Raw genomic sequence first — 17,966 nt, 5'->3', positions numbered from 1 at the left:
ACCCGCTACGACAAACTCGCCATCCGCTACCAGGCCACCGTCCACATCGCCGCCATCAACATCTGGCTACGCCACATCTAAAACACGGCCTAGGCCGTTCAGGCAGTGGTCACGGGCTCAGACGATGACCGCTCCACCGTCGACCACCAGCGTCTCACCGGTCACGTAGCCACCGGCGGGCGAGGCGAGGAACACGACGGCCGCGGCCAGCTCCTCCGGGTCGCCGATGCGCCCCGCGGGCAGTGCCGCCCGCATCTTCTCCAGGTAGCCGGGCGGGTACTGGTCGGTCATCTCCGAGGCGAAGAAACCGGGGCAGATCGCGTTGACCCTGATGCCCTTGCGCCCGGTCCACTGCTGCGCGAGGTCGCGCGTCAGGCCGAGCAGACCGGCCTTCGACGCCGAGTACGCGGCCTGCGGGATGCCGCCGGTCACGAGTCCGAGCACGCTGGAGATGTTGATGATCGAACCACCGGCGGTCATCACCGCGGCGGCGGCCTGCGCCATCCAGTAGGCGCCGTTGAGGTTCACGTCGATCACGCCGAGGAACTGCTCCGGCGTCTCCCGCGAGGCCGGCACCGCCGACGCCACACCCGCGTTGTTGACGAGCACGTGCACCGGGCCGAACTCGGCGGCGGCACGCGCCACCTCCCGGCAGTCGTCGGGCTGCGAGACGTCGGCCTGCACCACCAGGGCGCGGCGGCCGGTCGACTCGACCAGCGCGGCCGTGTCCTTCAGCCGGTCCGCACGACGGGCCGCGAGGACGACGTCCGCACCCGCCTCCGCGAGGCCCTTGGCGAACGCGACGCCGAGGCCGGAGGACGCGCCGGTGACGATCGCGACCTTCCCGTCGAGGCGGAACTTGTCGAGGATGCCCACTTGGCCAGAACCCTTCAGCTCAGTCGTTCCAGGACGATCGCCATGCCCTGGCCGCCGCCGACGCACATCGTCTCCAGCCCGAACTGGGCGTCGCGGGCCTGCATGCCGTTGATCAGCGTGGTCATGATCCGGGCGCCGGTCGAGCCGAACGGGTGGCCCAGCGCGATGGCGCCGCCGTGGACGTTCAGCCTGTCGAGGTCGATGCCCAGTGCGCGCTGGCTGCCGAGCACCTGCACGGCGAACGCCTCGTTGATCTCCACCAGGTCGATGTCCGAAATGGACATACCGGCGTGCGCAAGCGCTTGCTGCGTCGCTTCCACCGGCCCGAGGACCATGATCTCCGGCGAAAGCCCGGACACACCGGTGGACACGATGCGCGCCAACGGGGTCAGGCCGAGCTCGCGGGCCCGCACGTCGCTCATGACCACGACCGCGGCGGCGCCGTCGTTGAGCGGGCAGCAGTTGCCCGCGGTGACGGTGCCCCCGGGGCGGAACGACGGCTTGAGCGCCGACACCGCCTCGTAGGTCACGCCGGCCCGCGGACCGTCGTCAGTGGACACGACGGTGCCGTCCGGCAGCGTCACCGGCGTGATCTCGCGGGCGAAGAACCCGTCCGCGATGGCCTTCTCCGCGAGGTTCTGCGACCGGACCGCGAACTCGTCCTGGTCGTGCCGGGAGATGCCCAGCTGCGTGGCGACGTTCTCCGCGGTCTGCCCCATCGCGATGTAGTAGTCGGGCAGCTTGCCGTCCGACCGCGGGTCGGTCCACGGGGCGTTGGACGCGGCGGTGTCCTGGGTCCGCTGCTGCGCCTCGTCGAAGAGCGGGTTGGACGACGGCACGCCGGAGTGCAGGTACCGCGAGACGCACTCGACGCCGGCGGAGATGAACGCGTGGCCCTCGCCCGCTTTGATCGCGTGGAACGCCATGCGCGCGGTCTGCACCGAGGAGGCGCAGAACCGGTTGACCGTCGTTCCCGGCAGGGTGTCGTGGCCGAGCTGCACGGCCACCCGCCGCGCGATGTTCTGGCCGTGCTCGTCCTGCGGCTCGGCGCACCCGAGGTGCAGGTCGGTGATCTCGGTGGCGGGGACGTCCGCCAGCGCCGCGGCGATCACCTGCGCGGCGAGGTCGTCGGGCCGCAGTGAGGCGAGCGACCCCTTGCGCGCACGGCCGATCGGCGAGCGGGCGGTGGAAACGATGACGGCTTCAGCCATGTCGCACTCCCCTACAGGCCCAGGTCGCGGCCGATGAGTTCCTTCATGATCTCGTTGGAGCCCGCCCAGATCTTCGTGACGCGGGCGTCCATCCACGCGCGGGCGACGCGGTACTCGGTCATGTAGCCGTAGCCGCCGTGCAGCTGCACGCAGGCGTCGATGACCTCGTTCTCGATGTCGGCGCTCCAGTACTTCGCCTGCGCCGCCTCGACCGCGGTCAGCTCCTTGCGCACGTGCTGCACCGTCAGGTTGTCCACGAACGCCTGCGTGACGTCGAGCTTGGTGCGCAGCTCCGAGAGCAGGAACTTGTTGTGCTGGAACTTGCCGATCGCCTGCCCGAACGCCTTGCGCTCCTTCACGTACTCCAGGGTCTCGTCGAAGATGCCCTGGGCGTGCGCGAGGTTCGAGATGGCGGCGCCGATGCGCTCCTGCGGCAGGCGTTCCATCATGTAGATGAAGCCCTGGCCCTCCTCGCCGATCATGTTCTCGGCGGGCAGCCGGACGTCGGAGAAGAACAGCTCCGCGGTGTCGGAGGGGTGCTGGCCGACCTTGTCGAGCTTGCGGCCACGCTCGAAGCCGGGCATGCCGGTCTCGACGGCGAACAGCGTGATGCCGCGCGCGCCCTTGGCCGGGTCGGTGCGGGCAGCGACGACGATCAGGTCGGCGGTGTAGCCGTTGGTGATGAACGTCTTGGAGCCGTTGAGGACCCAGTCGTCACCGTCGCGCACGGCGTTCGTCTTCAGCGCGGCGAGGTCGGAGCCGCCGGACGGCTCGGTCATCGCGATGCCGGTCTTCAGCTCACCGGTGCACATGCCGGGCAGCCAGCGCTGCTTCTGCTCCTCGGTGCACAGGTCGACCAGGTACGGGGCCACGACGTCGCCGTGGATGCCCAGCGACGACGCGACGGCGGCGTTGACCCGGCACAGCTCCTCGGCGAACACGGCGTTGAAGCGGTAGTCGTTCGCGCCGCTGCCGCCGTAGGACTCCGGGATCTCCAGGCCGAGCAGCCCCTGGCGGCCCGCCTCCAGCCACACGTCGCGGTCGATGACCCGCTGCTCGATGAACTTCTCGACGTTCGGCGCGATCGTGCGGTCGACGAACTCCTTCGCCGACTCGCGGAACGCGACGTGGTCCTCGTTGAACAGCGTCCGCTGCACGATCTTCTCCTCCATACTAAGCGGTTGCTTAGCGCTAAGCGCACGCTTAGCGTGCAGTACGATCGATCACCTGTCAACACGCGAGGAGCGCCCGATGACGACGACCGGCCTGGAGGGCTTCGCGCTGCTCGACGAGACGTGGCGCTCGATCACCCCGGACGCCGCCCGCAGGATGCTCATCGCCGCCGTGCACGCGTTCGCGGACAAGGGATACCACGCCACGACCACCAGGGACATCGCCGCTCTGGCCGGGATGTCGCCGGCCGCGGTGTACATCCACTACCGGTCCAAGGAAGAGCTGCTGTTCAACATCTCGCGGGTCGGCCACGAGACGTCGCTGGCGCTGCTGTCGGGCATCCGCGGCGACGACCCGGTGCAGCGGCTGCAGAACGCGGTCGCGGCGTTCGCGGGGTGGCACGCGGAGTTCCACACGACGGCACGCGTGGTGCAGTACGAGCTGGGCGCGCTCTCCCCGGAACACCACGCGGAGGTGGCGGAGCTGCGCAGGCAGATCGACGGGCGGATGCGGTCGTTCATCTCCGACGGCATCGACGCGGGCGTGTTCGACGTGCCGGACCCGCGGGGCGCGACGCTCGCGGTGCTGTCGCTGTGCATCGACGTCGCGCGGTGGTACCAGCCGGGCGGGCGGCGCACACCGGACGAGATCGGCGCGCTGTACGCCGACCTCGTCCTGCGGATGCTCAGGCCCGCTAGCTGACCCTGTTGCGGCCGTACAGCCCGGCCACGAGCGACACGCCGATCGCGGCGACCACGATCTGCACGATCACCTCGATCCAGTCGATGCCGGGTGTGTCCTCCACGCCCAGCAGCCGCGCGATCCACGAACCGATGAACGCGGCCGCGATGCCGACCAGGATGGTCAGCCAGACCGGGATGTTCTGCTTGCCCGGCGCGAACAGCTTGCCGAGCAGGCCCAGTACCAGGCCGATGACGAGCGCGCCGATGACACCGCCGATGGTCATGACCGCCTCCTCCTCGATGGTGTTCGGATCTCCTTCGATCATCCCTTCGGACGCCGAGATCCGCAGCACGAGGAGCAGTGCGGTGGGCCTTTCGGCCCTATCGGGTTACCAGCGGCTGCCGGAGACCTGGCTCATCCACTGGGTGATGGTGGCGGTCCAGTCGGTGCCCACCGACTGCTCGTGCGTGACGGCGAACCGGCCGTAGGCGTCGCCGCCGGCGCGCAGCAGACCGGCGCGCTTGTCGGCCTCCAGGATCACGTGCAGGTGCTGCGGGGTAGTGACGAAGGTCAGCTCGACCTGCTTGAGGCGGCCCGCGAACTGCGGCGGCGGGTAGAACTCGATCTCCTGGTAGAACGGCAGCGTCTGCGGCACGCCGTGGATGCGGCCGCGCTCGTTGTCGGCCTTGGTGAAGCGGAAGCCCATCTGCCCGAACGCCTGCAGCACCACGTCCTGCGAGGGCAGCGGGTGCACCCAGATCGGGTCGAGGTCGCCGGGGTCGACCGCGCCGCGGACCTCCAACTCGGTGCGCAGGCCCAGCTGCATGCCCGCGAGCTGCATGCCGCCGACGACGTTCAGCGGGCACTCGACCGGCACCGGGATCTGGAACGGCAGCGACAGGTTCTGGTGCGGCTGCGCCAGGATGCGCTGGCCCACGGAGAACTTGTGGAACTCCATGTTGGTGTTGTACTCGTTGTCGCCGCTCTCGACCTCGACGCGGGTGAGCAGCGCCAGCGTCACGTGGTCGATCTCGGCCGGGTGGTCGCCGCCGGCGATCCTGACCTCGCCGCTCAGCACCTCGCCCGGCCGGACGTTCGGGTTGGTCAGGACCGTGTCGACAGTCGGCCCGCCCACGCCGAACGCGCGCATCATCCTCTTGAACACCACTGCGGCCTCCTGAAGCCCTTCGCACCTGTGCGGCGAGTCTGCCTGCTGGATCGTCCGTTCGCGCCGAACCGTTCCGTGGACGTCCCATTCCCCCGATCGGTTCCGTGTGGACTTCTGTTGACCTCAGATGGCAACATGCGACCGCCGTCACATACTAAGCGGTCGCTCAGGAGGTTGCAGTGCTGTTGGTCGCCAACCGGGGCGAGGTCGCCGTGCGCGTCCTGCGCGCCGCCGCTGACCTGGGAATCCGCACCGTGGCGGTGTACGCCGAGGACGACGCGTCGTCGCTGCACGTGACGCTCGCGGACCGGGCCGTCGCGCTGCGTGGACCGGCCCCCTACCTGGACGCCGAGCAGCTCCTCGACGCCGCGGAGGGCTGCCGGGCCGTGCACCCCGGCTGGGGGTTCCTGTCGGAGAACGCGGCGTTCGCACGGGCGTGCCGGGACCGCGGCCTCGCGTTCGTCGGGCCGTCACCGGAGGTGCTGGAGCTGCTGGGCGACAAGCGGCGGGCCCGCGAGCTGGCCGCGTCGCTGGGCATCCCGGTGCTGGACGCGGTGCCCGGCGAGTTCCCGGTGATGGTGAAGGCCGTCGCGGGCGGCGGTGGCAAGGGCATGCGGGCGGTGCACGACCCGGCGGACCTCGACGCCGCGATCGAGGCGTGCCGTGCGGAGGCGCTGGCGGCGTTCGGCGACGACGACGTCTACTTCGAACGGTTGCTGCCCTCCGCACGGCACATCGAGGTGCAGCTGGTCGGCACCGCGGTCCTCGGCGACCGCGACTGCTCGCTGCAGCTGCGGCACCAGAAGGTCGCCGAGATCGCCCCCGCGCCGCTGCTCGACCCCGCACTGCGCCGGGCGCTGCACTCCGCGGCGGCCGCGATCGCCACCGCCGCCGGGTACACCGGCGTCGGCACGGTGGAGTTCCTGGTCTCCGGCGACGAGTTCGCGTTCCTGGAGGTCAACCCGCGGCTGCAGGTCGAGCACACGGTGACCGAGGTGGTGTCCGGAGTGGACCTCGTGCGCACCCAGCTGCTGCTGGCGCAGGGCGGCGACGTCGACGTCACGCCGCTGGACCGGGGCAGCGCCGTGCAGCTGCGGGTGAACCAGACCTCCGGCGGGACGCTGTCGGTGTTCCAGCCGCCGTCCGGGCCGGGCATCCGGGTCGACACGCACGCCTACCCCGGCTACCGGGTCGGGACGCGCTACGACGGGCTGCTCGCGAAGCTCGTGGTGCACGGCGAGGACCTGGGCGTGGCGCTCACCCGTGCACGGCGGGCGCTGGGCGAGTTCCGGGTCGAGGGCGTCCCGACCAACCTGGAGTTCCTCCGGACGCTGCTCACCCGCGACGTCGTCGGCGTGCCGACCGACTTCCTCGTCGAGGAACCGGCCGACGGCATGCGGGCCCCGCTGGCGGGGACCGTGGTCGCGGTGGCGGCGGACTCCGTCGTGCTCGAAGCGATGAAGATGCAGCACGTCGTGCGCGTGTCCGGCGAGGTGCTGGTCGCCGTCGGGGACACGGTCGCCGCCGGTCAGCCGCTCGCCTCCGGCGCCGGTGAGTCCACTGAGGACGCCGCACCGGCTGCCCCGGCGGAGATCCGGCCCGACCTCGCCGAGGTGCTGCACCGGCACTCCTTCGACCGGCCCGAGTCCGCGGCACGGCGGCACGCGGCCGGTGGCCGCACCGCACGGGAGAACATCGCCGACCTCTGCACGGACTTCGTCGAGTACGGCGGTCTGGCGATCGCCGCCCAACGCGCGCGCCGGTCGTTGCCCGAGCTCATCGAACGCACGCCCGCCGACGGCATGGTGGCCGGCATCGGTGTCGTGAACGGGCAGCGGATCGTGGCGATGTCGTACGACTACGCGGTGCTCGCCGGCACCCAGGGCCTGCGCAACCACCAGAAGAAAGACCGGCTCTTCGCGTTGGCACGGCAGGAGAACCTGCCGGTGGTGCTGTTCGCCGAAGGCGGTGGCGGGCGGCCCGGCGACACCGACCACAGCATGGTCAGCGGGCTCGACTGCGGCTCGTTCCACGCGTTCGCGCAGCTGAGCGGCCAGGTGCCGCTGGTGGGCGTGGTCGCGGGGCGGTGCTTCGCCGGCAACGCGGTGCTGCTGGGCACGTGCGACGTGATCATCGCGGTCGAGGGCGCGAACATCGGCATGGGCGGCCCCGCGATGATCGAGGGCGGCGGGCTCGGCACGTTCCGCCCGGAGGACATCGGGCCGTTGGACGTGCAGGTGCCCAACGGTGTCGTCGACGTCGTGGTCGGCTCCGAAGAAGAAGCCGTCGCCGTGGCCCGCCAGTACCTCTCGTACTTCCAGGGACACCAGTCGTCGTGGGAGTGCGCGGACCAGCGCCTGCTGCGCCACGCCGTCCCGGAGAACCGCCTGCGCGCCTACGACGTCCGCCCGATCATCGACACCCTCGCCGACACCGGCTCCGTCCTGGAACTGCGCAGGGGCTTCGGCAGGGGCGTCGTCACCGCGCTCGTCCGCGTCGAAGGCCGTCCGCTCGGCGTCATCGCCAACGACCCGCACGTCCTCGGTGGCGCCATCGACGCCGACGCCGCCGACAAGGCCGCCCGCTTCCTGCAGCTGTGCGACGCGTTCGACCTCGCCGTCGTGAGCCTCTGCGACACCCCCGGCTTCATGGTCGGCCCGGACGCCGAGCGCACCGCCACCGTCCGCCACCTCACCCGCATGGTCGTCACGGGCGCGAACCTGTCCGTCCCCTTCGGACTCGTCGTGACCCGCAAGGCCTACGGGCTCGGCGCCCAGGCCATGGCCGCCGGCAGCCTCAAGGTCCCCCAGTTCGCCGTCTCCTGGCCCACCGGTGAGTTCGGCCCCATGGGCCTCGAAGGGGCGGTGAAGCTCGGGTTCAGGCGCGAGCTCGACGCCATCGAGGACCCGCAGGAACGCGCCGCGCGCTACGACCACATGGTCGCGGCGGCGTACGAACACGGCAAAGCGCTCAACGTCGCGTCGGTCTTCGAGATCGACGACGTGATCGACCCCGCGGACACCCGCCGGTGGGTCGCGACGGCGCTCGCCCCCTCAGCTTCCCGCCCCCAAGGGAAGAAACGCCCGTTCGTGGACACCTGGTGAGGAGCACCCCCGTGGTCAGTGTCGCCCCGGAACAGAAGACCTTGCGCAGGCTCATGGCAGCCGGTCTGGCCGGATCCAGCATCGAGTGGTACGACTTCTTCATCTACGCGACCGCGGCAGCGCTCGTCTTCCCGAAGCTGTTCTTCCCGGAAGCGACGCCGCTGGTCGCGCTGCTGCTGTCGTTCAGCACCTTCTGGGCGGGCTTCGTCGCCCGCCCCATCGGCGGCCTGGTCTTCGGGCACGTCGGTGACCGGTTCGGCCGCAAGCCGGCGCTGGTCATCTGCCTCGCCATGATGGCCGGTGCCACGTTCCTGATCGGCCTGCTGCCGACCTCGGCCAGCATCGGCGTCGGCGCTCCCCTGCTGCTCGTCGTGCTGCGGTTCCTGCAGGGCATCGCCGTCGGCGGCCAGTGGGGCGGTGTCGTCCTGCTGCTCACCGAGTCCGCAGGACCGCGCCGCCGCGGGTTCGCGGGCACGTTCGGGCAGGCCGGTGTGCCGATCGGCGTGTTCCTCGGCAACGTCGCCTTCATCGCCGCCACCACGACGATGAGCCAGGAGGCGTTCGCCTCGTGGGGCTGGCGCGTGCCGTTCCTCGCGAGCGCCCTGCTGTTCCCGGTCGTGCTGTTCATCCAGCTCAAGGTCGAGGACAGCCCGGTGTTCCGCGAGCTGCAGCAACGCCGCGCCGCCGGTCCCGCCGTCGTCCACGCTCCCCTGAAGGAGGCCCTGCGCTCGCACCGCAGGCAGATCCTGCTCGGCGCCGGCCTGATGTTCGCCTCGAACGCCATCTTCTACGTCTCGATCGCGGGCGTGCTGTCGTACGCGACCACGACGCTGGGGCTGGCGCGCGAGTCCGTGCTGATGGTGAGCCTGCTGTCCTCGCTCGTCGGCATCCCGGTGATCCTCTACGCCGGTGCGCTGTCGGACCGGCTGGGCCGCCGACCGCTGATCATCGCGGGCACGGTCGGCATGCTCGTCTGGGCGTTCCCGTACTTCCTGCTGGTCGACACGGGCTCGCTGCTGTGGATGTTCGTGGCCACGACCGTCGGCGGCATCGCGACCTCGCTGGTCTACGGGCCGATCGCCGCCTACCTGGGTGAGCTGTTCGCGCCCGAGGTCCGCTACTCGGGCGCGTCGCTGGCATACCAGCTGGCGTCGATCCTGGTCAGCGGCGGTACGCCGGTCATCATGACGGCGCTGCTGGGCGCGACCGGGACCTCGCTGTCGGTGTCGGCGTTCCTGCTGCTCATGGCGGTGGTGACACTGGTGTCGGTGCTGCGGCTGCCGGAGACGCACCAACCGGAACAGGCCTGATCACGGCTGTGGAGGCCCGGATGAACCCGACAATCCGGGCCTTCACAGTCAAGACCTCTGCGGAACCTCGCGGCAATGCCGTACGTTGCTGCGTCGTGACCACTCTCATGGCGCGCTTCAAGCAGCGGATGCGCCGGTTCGCGCAGAAACCGGCGTCGATCGACCTCGCACCGTTCTCGGCCCGGCTCGCTGACGTGGACAAACACGCCGAGGCGTTCAAGGCGTTCAGCGACGAGGAGCTGACGGCCCACGCCGTGAAGCTGCGCGAGGAGTGCACCGACACCGAGCTGGTCGCGCTGACCAGGGAGGCCGCGGACCGCGCCATCGGGCAGCGGCCGTTCGACGTGCAGGTGCTGGGCGCGCTGGGCCTGCTCAACGGCCTCGTCGTCGAGATGGCCACCGGTGAGGGCAAGACGCTCGCCGGCGCCATGGCCGCGGCCGGGTTCGCGATCAAGGGCAAGCGCGTCCACGTGGTCAGCGTCAACGACTACCTGGCCCAGCGCGACGCCGAGTGGATGGGGCCGCTGTACCGGCTGCTCGGCGTCAGCGCCGGGTGGCTCAACGGCAGCTCCAAGCACGAGGAGCGGCGCGACGCCTACCAGTGCGAGGTCACGTACGCACCGGTCAGCGAGATCGGGTTCGACATCCTGCGCGACCGCATCGCCACCCGGCCGGAGGACCTGATCGTCCCCGAGCCCGAGGTCGCGCTGATCGACGAGGCCGACTCGGTGCTCGTCGACGAGGCCCGCGTGCCGCTCGTGCTGGCCGGTTCGACCAGCGCGGAGGCCGCCGACCCGGTGATCGCCGACCTGGTGAAGCGGCTGCGGCAGAACCTGCACTACGAGATCGACGACGAGGAGCGCAACGTCTTCCTCACCGGCGCGGGCTCCGAGGCCGTCGAGCGCGCGCTGGGCGAGATCGACCTGTACTCGCAGGAGCACGTCACCTCGACGCTGTCGAAGGTCAACGTGGCCCTGCACGCGCAGGTCCTGCTGCACCGCGACGTCGACTACATCGTGCGCGACGGCAAGGTGCACCTGATCAACGACACCCGCGGCCGCGTCGCGAAGCTGCAGCGGTGGCCGGACGGCCTGCAGGCCGCGGTCGAGGCCAAGGAGAACGTGCAGACGACCGAGTCGGGCGAGATCCTCGACTCGATGACCGTGCAGGCGCTGCTGTCGCGGTACCCGACGCGGTGCGGCATGACCGGTACGGCCGTGGCGGTCGCGGAGACCCTGCGCGAGTTCTACTCGCTCGAGGTCCTCGTGATCCCGCCGAACAAGGAGAACATCCGCGAGGACGAGCACTTCCGCCTCTACGCGACGCTGGAGCAGAAGGAAGCCGCGATCGTCGAGGAGATCAAGACCGCGCACGAGAGCGGGCGCCCGATCCTCGTCGGCACGCTCGACGTCGCCGAGTCGGAGCGGATCTCCACGAAGCTGCGCAAGGCCGGGCTCGAGTGCGTGGTGCTGAACGCGAAGAACGACGCCGAGGAGGCGGCGATCATCGCCGACGCCGGCTCGTTCGGGCGCATCACCGTGTCGACGCAGATGGCCGGTCGCGGCACGGACATCCGCCTGGGCGGTCACGAGGGCGAGGACCACGACCGCATCGCCGAGCTGGGCGGCCTGTACGTGGTCGGCACCGGCCGGCACTCGTCCTCCCGCCTCGACGACCAGCTGCGCGGCCGCGCCGGACGCCAGGGCGACCCCGGTGGCTCGGTGTTCTTCTCGTCGCTGCAGGACGACCTCATCACCCAGTACGCGCCCGACGCCGAGGACCCGTCCGAAGTGGACACCGACGGCCGGGTGCGCGACAAGGGCCTGCTGCACACCTTCGAGCACGCCCAGCGCGTGGCCGAGGGCGTGGACCTGGAGATCCACCGCAACACGTGGCGCTACAACAAGCTGATCGAGCACCAGCGCGACCTGCTGCTCAAGCACCGGGACGTGGTGCTGCGCACGGACGCCGCGTTCGAGAAGCTCGGCGAGAAGGAGGGTGCGCCCGACGAGATCGCGGCGGAGGCGGCGCGCGGGATCACGCTGTTCTTCCTCGACGACCTGTGGACGCACCACCTGACGTTCCTGTCCGACCTGCGCGAGGGCATCCACCTGCGCGCGCTGGCGCGGCAGAACCCGCTCGACGAGTTCCACCGCGAGGCCATCCCGGCGTTCAACAAGATCGTGCCGGAGTCGTGGGAGCTCGCGAAGGAGAAGTACGAGGCAGCGAAGATCACCGACGACGGCTACGACCTCGCCGACGCCGGGGTGAAGCGCCCCAGCTCGACGTGGACGTACCTGGTGCACGACAACCCGTTCGGCTCCGGACTGGAGGAGACGATGAAGGGTCTGGTCAAGATGGTGCGCGGCCAGCGGCGCTGACCGTCACGAGCCGGACCGTCACGGGTCGGACCGTCGCTGCCCGGCCGTGACGGTCCGACGGTCGCGGCTCGACGGTCGCGGCTCGACCGTCGCGGTCCGATCGTCGCGGTCCGATCGTCGCGGCTCGACCGTGCCGGTCCGATCGTCACGATCTGGGCAGCAGGTCGTCGGCCGCCCTGGCGGGCCTGGGCAGTTCCTCGGCCCGCGTGACCGCCCTCGCCGGGGTGGCCGCGGGTCTGGCCGCCACCGCGGGCGCGGCCGTGCTCCTGCTCGCCGTCGTCATCTCCTCGGAGAGCGTCCTGATCTCCGCGAGGATGTCGAGGTGCTCCTGCGACGGCGGTGGTCCCACGAAGTTGGACCTGTTGTGCGCCGTCCGTTCCGCTCGCTCGGCCAGTTGGCGGATGCGGCGGAGGAGATCGTGCTCCCCGTTGGGGGGCAAGAAGTCCGTCTGCTCCATCACCCGTGCAAGCTTTCGCGTGCACGGGTGACCAGTCGATCCCCTAGTCGGCTGATTCCAGTTTGCGGAGGAGCCAGGCGTGGAAGTCGCCGATGTGGTGCTCGGAGGGCACCAGCACTCCGCCCTGCGCGTAGGCCTTCGAGGCCATGGCGGGCTGGCATCGCTCGCAGGCTTCGAAGTCCTGCTCGTTCACCCGGTGGAACAGCTCGACCGAGCGGGAGACGTCACGGCCGGTGGCGACGACTTCCTTGGCGTAGAGCCAATCGCACTCCACGACCGTCCGGTCCGCGGCCACCGGGTACATGCGGTGCACGATCACGTGGTCCGGCACGAGGTTCACGAAGACCTGCGGTTTGACGGTGATGGCGTAGTACTTCCGGTCGCGTTCCTCCTCCAGCGCCGCAAGCCTTGCGAAGCCCTCACCACCGTCGACGGTGAACCCCTGGACGTCCTCGCCGAACTCGGCGCCGTGGCCGACGTAGTACTGCGCCGCGTAGCCGTCGGCGAACTCGGGCAGCACCTCGGTCAGCTCGGGGTGGATGGTCGCGCAGTGGTAGCACTCCATGAAGTTCTCGATGATCAGCTTCCAGTTGGCCCTGACGTCGTAGACGATCCGCCTGCCCACGGACAACCGGTCGACCTCGTAGCCGTCGATGGCGTCGAGTGACCCCAAACGTTCGGTCACCGCGCTCAGCACGTCGTCCTCGAACCTCGGAGGACTGTCCGAAAGGTTCACCCACACGTAGCCGAGCCATTCGCGCAAATGCACCTTCGTCAGTCCATACGCAACGCGATCGACGTCGGGCATTGAGGTGAGGTTGGGTGCGGCGATCAGGTTTCCGTCCAACGCGTAGGTCCAAGCGTGGTAAGGGCACTGGAACGCGCGTTTGACGCTGCCGGCCTCCTCGACGCAGATGCGCGCGCCGCGGTGGCGGCACACGTTGAGGAACGCGTTGAGCGCACCGCGGCGGTCGCGTGCGACGAGCACGCTCTCCCGTCCGACCTGCACCGTGCGGAAGTCGCCGGCGTCCGGGAGGTCGGCCGCGCGGACCGCGCAGAACCACATGCGCTCGAAGATGGCCGCCTGTTCCCGTTCGAAGATCGCGGGATCGGTGTAGTAGCGGCCCTCCAGCGTGGGGATCAGGCTGCCGGTCATGCTCCGCCTCTCAGACGCGCCGGGTCGAACAGGGCGATCGGGTGCCTCGTCGCACCCTCGGCTGCGAGGTCGGCGACGATCTCGCCGACCACCGGCACGAACTTGAAGCCGTGCCCGGAGAACCCGCACGCCACCGTGACGCCGCCCTGGCGCGCGATCACGAAGTGGCCGTCGGCGGTGTTGGTGAACATGCAGGTGGACGCCCGGTCGAAGGTGCCGGTGACACCGGGCATCCGGTCGGCGACCAGCGCCCTGGCCGCCTCGACCTCGTGGTCGTGGACGGTGCGGTCGATGGTCTCCGGCGTGCAGGACCGGCCTTCGCCGTAGATGGCGACCTTGACGGTGCCGCCGCGTTCGGGGAAGCCGTAGAACGTGCGGCCGGCGCGTTCCCAGATGTAGGTGGGGTGGTCGCGGAGGTCCGCGGTGGGGCGGAAGAAGTGCTGCACCTGTCGTTCGACCTCGAACGTGACGCCCAGGTGCGCCAGCAGCCGCGGCGCCCACGGTCCCGGTGCGAGGACGACGTGACCGGTCTCGTAGGTGCCCTTCGCGGTGGTGACGCGGCCGGCCTCCCAGCGGGTCACCGGTTCCGCGAAGCGCAGCTCGGCGCCCGCCCGTGCGGCGAGGTCGAGGTGGGCGCGCACGGCGCTCTCCGGCACGACGTAGCCCGCTCCGGGTTCGTGCAGCGCGACCTCGTGCGGGTGCGGCCGCATCACCGGGAAGCGCCGGCGGATGTCGTGCGCGTCCAGCACCTCGTGCCGCAGGCCGTACTGCTCGGCGCTGCGCCGGCTGCCCGCGACGGTGCGGCTGTCCGGTGCGCCGACGAGGACGCCGCCGACCCGGTGGAAGATCCGCTGCCCGCTGTCGTGCTCGACCCGGTCCCACAGCTCGTGCGCGCGCAGCAGCAACGGGACGTAGGCCGGGTCCTCGAAGTAGGCCTGCCGCGTGATCCGCGACTCGCCGTGGCTGGAGCCCAGTGCGTGCACGGGCGTGAACTGCTCGAGCCCCAGCACCCGGAGTCCGCGCCGGGCCAGGTGCCAGGCCGCGGCGCTGCCCATGCCGCCGAGCCCGACCACGACGACGTCGTAGGTGCCGCTCACCCGCGCAGCCGCTTCATCCCGGGGTCGAACAGCGGCTCCGGCACCGGCCGCGCGCGCACCCTGGAGCCGAAGTACTCGATCTCGACCTCGCCGACGCCCTCGGGCAGCCACGCGTAGGCGATGTTGACGCCCGTCGTGTACCCGTAGGCCGCGCTCGTGACGTACCCGACCGGCTCACCGCCGTGGAACACCGGCTCGCTGCCCATGACGACCTGGTGCGGGTCGTCGATCGCGAGACACGTGAGCTTCCGGTCGCTGGAACGCTTCCCGAGCGCCTCCTTGCCGAGGAAGTCCTCGTCCTCCCGCACCGCGAACCCGAGGCCCGCCTCGAACGGGTCGTGCTCGTCGGTCACGTCGGTGCCCCACGACCGGTAGCCCTTCTCCAGCCGCAGGCTCGCGAACGCCCCGCGCCCGGCCGCGATCACGCCGTGCTCCCGCCCCGCCTCCCACAGCGTGTCCCACAGCGTCACGCCGAGGTCGGCCGTCGTGTACAGCTCCCAGCCCAGTTCGCCCACATAGGACAGTCGCAGCGCGGTCACCGGCACGTTCTTGACGAACCCCCGTTGCGCGGTGAAGTAGCCCTTCCCGGTGTCGAGCGTGTGCGCGACGCCGTTGAGCAGGTCGCGTGCCCTGGGTCCCCACAGGCCGATGCAGCACGTTCCCGCCGTGATGTCCCGGACGTGGACGTCGTCCGGTGCGTGCCGGGTGAGCCACGCCAGGTCGAGGTTGCCGTTGGCGCCGACCTGGAAGGTGGTCTCGTCGAGCCGCGCGACCGTGAGGTCGCTGCGCACACCGCCGGTCTCGTCGAGCAGCAACGTGTACACGACCGCGCCCGGTTTGCGCCGGAGGTTGTTGGTCGTCATGCGCTGCAGGAACTCCAGCGCGCCCGGCCCGCTGACCTCCAGCCGCTTCAACGGGGTCATGTCGAACATCGCCACGCGCCTGCGCGTCACCAGGGCCTCGGCGCCGCAGATCGGCGACCAGTACCGGCTCGCCCACTCGCCGCGCTCCGGGACCTCCGCGACCTCGGGCAGGTCCGCGTTGGCCTCGAACCAGTGCGGCCGCTCCCAGCCGGCGGCTTCGAGGAAGAACGCGCCCAGCTCCCGGTGCCGCGCGTAGAAGGGGCTCGTCCGCAGCGGCCGGGGGCTCTCCACGGGCTGCAGCGGGTGCAGCACGTCGTAGACCTCGGTGAAGTTCCGGCAGCTGCGCTCCAGCACGTAGTCCGGCGCCAGCTGCACCTGTTCGAACCGGCCGAGGTCGCTGGCGTGCAGGTCGAGCCGCGGCTGCCCGTCGACGATCCACTCGGCCACCGACCGCGCCACCCCGGCCGAGTGCGTGATCCACACCGCCTCCGCGACCCAGAACCCGCGCACCCGCGGGTGCTCCCCCAGCAGCGGCATCCCGTCGCTGGTGAACGAGAACAGCCCGTTGAACCCGCGCTCGACCCCCGCCTCGGCCAGTGCCGGGAACAGCTCGACCGCGGCCTCCCACGACGGCGCGAAGTCCTCCTCGGTGAACGGCAGCTCCGAGCCGGTGATGTCCCCGGCGGCGATCGGCATGGGCCGGTGCCCGTAGGCCCCGATGCCCAGCGCCCGGCCGTGCGAGCGGAAGTACAGGTCGGCTTCCTGGTGCCGCAGGATCGGCTGCCGCGCCAATGCCCGCGGGTCGGCGGCCAGCTCACCGGTGAAGGCGTACTGGTGCGCCATCGGCACGAGCGGGACGGTCAGCCCGACCATCTCCCCCAGCACCGGCCCCCACATCCCGGCGCACGACACCACGACGTCGGCCGGGAAGGTGCCGCTCCCGGTCCGCACCGCGGTCACCCGGTCGCCGGAGGTCTCGACGGCGACGACCCGCTGCCCGTACTCGAACCGCGCGCCCCGCTCGACCGCCCTCCGCGCCTGCACCTCGGCGGCGGCAACGGGTCTCGCGAGACCGTCGCTCGGGATCAGGAAGCCGCCGAGGACCTGGTCGTGGTCGAGCAACGAGTGCAGGCGCGCCACCTCGCCGGCGTCGACGAGCCGGCTCGGCACGCCCCACGCCGTGGCCCAGCCGTGCCGGCGGGACAGGTCGGCGAGCCGCTCGGGGGTCGTGGCGATCTCCAGGCCGCCGACCTGGTCGAAGCAGCCCAGCGCGGTGTACTTCTCGACCGTGTAGCGGGCGAACGCGGTCATGCTGCGGCAGGGGTTCGTCTGGAACACCAGGCCCGGTGCGTGGCCGCTGGACCCGCCCGCCGCGGGCCCGTCCGCCTGGTCGAGGACCGTGACGTCGGTGAAACCGCGTTCGGTGAGCTCGTCGGCGAGCGCGCACCCGACGATCCCCGCCCCCACGAGCACCACGCGAGGCACTGCACCAGGCATCAGGACACCCCTTCGCCGCTGTTGCGCGTCACAGAACTCGTTCCGCTATATGCAACAAGCTGCGGCCAGCGGGACCGCCTGTCAATACCGCCGTTCGTGCCGCGGGCGTGTGCCGGACCGTGAAAACGGGCGGCAGCGGTGCTGTTGACCTCGGTTGGCGCGGCACCCACGCCGAACGCTTACGGGCCCGCTCAGCCCGCGAAGTAGCCGAGCTGCGCCGACAGACCGGCCGCGGCCGCCGACATCGTCGGGACGATCTCCCGCACCCGGTGCCGCGACAACCGGTACGACGGCCCGGACGCGCTCATCGCCGCGACCACCTCGCCGCGGTGGCCGCGCACCGGGACCGCGACCGCGTGCAGGCCGAGCTCCAGCTCCTCGAAGCACACCGCGAACCCCTGCCGTGCGACCTCGTCGAGCTCGGCCAGCAGGCGAACGGGGTCGACCACGGTGTTCTCGGTGTAGGGGTCGAGGTCCTGCGCGGCCAGCCGCGTGCGCTCGGCCTCCGGCAGGTGGGCCAGGAGGACCTTGCCGGACGAGGTGGCGTGCAACGGGGTCCGCCGGCCGATCCAGTTCACCGCCGAGACGGCGGCGGAACCGCGGGCCTGGGTGGTGTTGATGGCGACGCCGGCGTCGTGCACGGCGATGTTCACGGTCTCGCCGAGCTCGTCGGCGAGGGCCTGGCAGACGGGCTGGCCGAGCTTGGTGAGGTCCATCCGGCCGGTGGCGGCGCCCGCGAGCCGGACCACGCCGAAGCCGATCGCGTACTTACCGCGTTCCCCCAGTTGCTCGACCAGTCCGCGGGCCTCCAGGACGGAGACGAGCCTCGACACCGTGGACTTGTGCACGCCCAGCTCACCCGCGATCTCGGTGATCCCGGCCTCGCCCTGGGCCAGCAGCTCCAGCACGCTGATCGCCCGGTCGACGGACTGCACCTGAGCTGCCGAGTCGGAGTTGCCCATCGCGCAACAGTAACCGGGAAGCAAAAC

At 70.8% G+C, this 17,966-nt stretch carries 14 protein-coding genes; 4 read left to right on the top strand and 10 right to left on the bottom strand.

What is annotated here, in order from left to right; genetic code table 11:
- Window positions 1-117: 117 nt before the first annotated feature.
- The 3 genes from ACZ7CD_RS36290 to ACZ7CD_RS36280 are packed head-to-tail and all read right to left on the bottom strand — an operon-like array spanning window position 118 to window position 3,244.
- A complete protein-coding gene (locus ACZ7CD_RS36290) occupies window positions 118-876 on the bottom strand; it encodes an SDR family NAD(P)-dependent oxidoreductase (RefSeq protein ID WP_360398976.1) in 759 nt (252 codons plus the stop codon).
- Between the two features lie 14 nt (window positions 877-890).
- A complete protein-coding gene (locus ACZ7CD_RS36285; protein ID WP_470380669.1) occupies window positions 891-2,087 on the bottom strand; it encodes an acetyl-CoA C-acetyltransferase in 1,197 nt (398 codons plus the stop codon).
- An 11-nt stretch (window positions 2,088-2,098) separates the two neighbouring features.
- Complete coding sequence (locus tag ACZ7CD_RS36280; protein WP_360399273.1) at window positions 2,099-3,244, bottom strand: acyl-CoA dehydrogenase family protein; 1,146 nt, start codon at window positions 3,242-3,244, stop codon at window positions 2,099-2,101.
- Between the two features lie 94 nt (window positions 3,245-3,338).
- Between ACZ7CD_RS36280 and ACZ7CD_RS36275 the strand changes: the two genes are divergently transcribed.
- A complete protein-coding gene (locus ACZ7CD_RS36275; RefSeq protein WP_360398982.1) occupies window positions 3,339-3,962 on the top strand; it encodes a TetR/AcrR family transcriptional regulator in 624 nt (207 codons plus the stop codon).
- On the opposite strand, the gene ACZ7CD_RS36270 is transcribed toward ACZ7CD_RS36275, so the two are convergent.
- Window positions 3,955-4,227, bottom strand: a complete 273-nt coding sequence (locus tag ACZ7CD_RS36270; protein WP_360399276.1) for a GlsB/YeaQ/YmgE family stress response membrane protein — start codon at window positions 4,225-4,227, stop codon at window positions 3,955-3,957. The genes ACZ7CD_RS36275 and ACZ7CD_RS36270 overlap by 8 nt on opposite strands.
- Before the next feature lie 105 nt (window positions 4,228-4,332).
- A complete protein-coding gene (locus tag ACZ7CD_RS36265) occupies window positions 4,333-5,112 on the bottom strand; it encodes a sporulation protein (protein WP_360398985.1) in 780 nt (259 codons plus the stop codon).
- Window positions 5,113-5,291: 179 nt separating this feature from the next.
- Here ACZ7CD_RS36265 and ACZ7CD_RS36260 point away from each other — a divergent pair, with 179 nt between their 5' ends.
- The 3 genes from ACZ7CD_RS36260 (at window position 5,292) to secA2 (ending at window position 11,907) form a co-directional block, all read left to right on the top strand.
- Window positions 5,292-8,216 (top strand): carboxyl transferase domain-containing protein, encoded by a 2,925-nt coding sequence (locus ACZ7CD_RS36260; RefSeq protein ID WP_470380668.1) that lies wholly within the window; start codon window positions 5,292-5,294, stop codon window positions 8,214-8,216.
- Between the two features lie 11 nt (window positions 8,217-8,227).
- Window positions 8,228-9,526 (top strand): MFS transporter, encoded by a 1,299-nt coding sequence (locus ACZ7CD_RS36255; RefSeq protein WP_360398991.1) that lies wholly within the window; start codon window positions 8,228-8,230, stop codon window positions 9,524-9,526.
- A 95-nt stretch (window positions 9,527-9,621) separates the two neighbouring features.
- Window positions 9,622-11,907: an accessory Sec system translocase SecA2 gene (gene secA2, locus ACZ7CD_RS36250; RefSeq protein WP_360398994.1), complete on the top strand. Its 2,286-nt coding sequence runs from the start codon at window positions 9,622-9,624 to the stop codon at window positions 11,905-11,907.
- Window positions 11,908-12,052: 145 nt separating this feature from the next.
- Here the strand turns inward: secA2 and ACZ7CD_RS36245 are convergent, their stop codons facing one another.
- The 5 genes from ACZ7CD_RS36245 to ACZ7CD_RS36225 form a co-directional block, all read right to left on the bottom strand.
- Complete coding sequence (locus ACZ7CD_RS36245; protein ID WP_458434456.1) at window positions 12,053-12,364, bottom strand: hypothetical protein; 312 nt, start codon at window positions 12,362-12,364, stop codon at window positions 12,053-12,055.
- Between the two features lie 43 nt (window positions 12,365-12,407).
- Window positions 12,408-13,520: an aromatic ring-hydroxylating oxygenase subunit alpha gene (locus ACZ7CD_RS36240; RefSeq protein WP_458433614.1), complete on the bottom strand. Its 1,113-nt coding sequence runs from the start codon at window positions 13,518-13,520 to the stop codon at window positions 12,408-12,410.
- Window positions 13,517-14,617 (bottom strand): N-methyl-L-tryptophan oxidase, encoded by a 1,101-nt coding sequence (gene solA, locus ACZ7CD_RS36235; RefSeq protein ID WP_470368834.1) that lies wholly within the window; start codon window positions 14,615-14,617, stop codon window positions 13,517-13,519. Before solA ends, ACZ7CD_RS36240 begins: the two co-directional genes overlap by 4 nt.
- Window positions 14,614-16,977 carry a GcvT family protein gene (locus tag ACZ7CD_RS36230; RefSeq protein WP_470380667.1) on the bottom strand — a complete coding sequence of 788 codons (2,364 nt, stop codon included), beginning with the start codon at window positions 16,975-16,977 and terminating at the stop codon, window positions 14,614-14,616. Before ACZ7CD_RS36230 ends, solA begins: the two co-directional genes overlap by 4 nt.
- 191 nt (window positions 16,978-17,168) lie before the next feature.
- Entirely contained in the window at window positions 17,169-17,939 is a 771-nt protein-coding gene (locus ACZ7CD_RS36225; RefSeq protein WP_458433617.1) for an IclR family transcriptional regulator, read from the bottom strand.
- Between the last annotated feature and the right edge of the window lie 27 nt (window positions 17,940-17,966).

This window comes from Lentzea sp. NPDC036949 (assembly GCF_055608075.1).
Note: the sequence above shows the minus strand (reverse complement) of the source record. Positions and strands in the feature narration are given on the sequence as shown.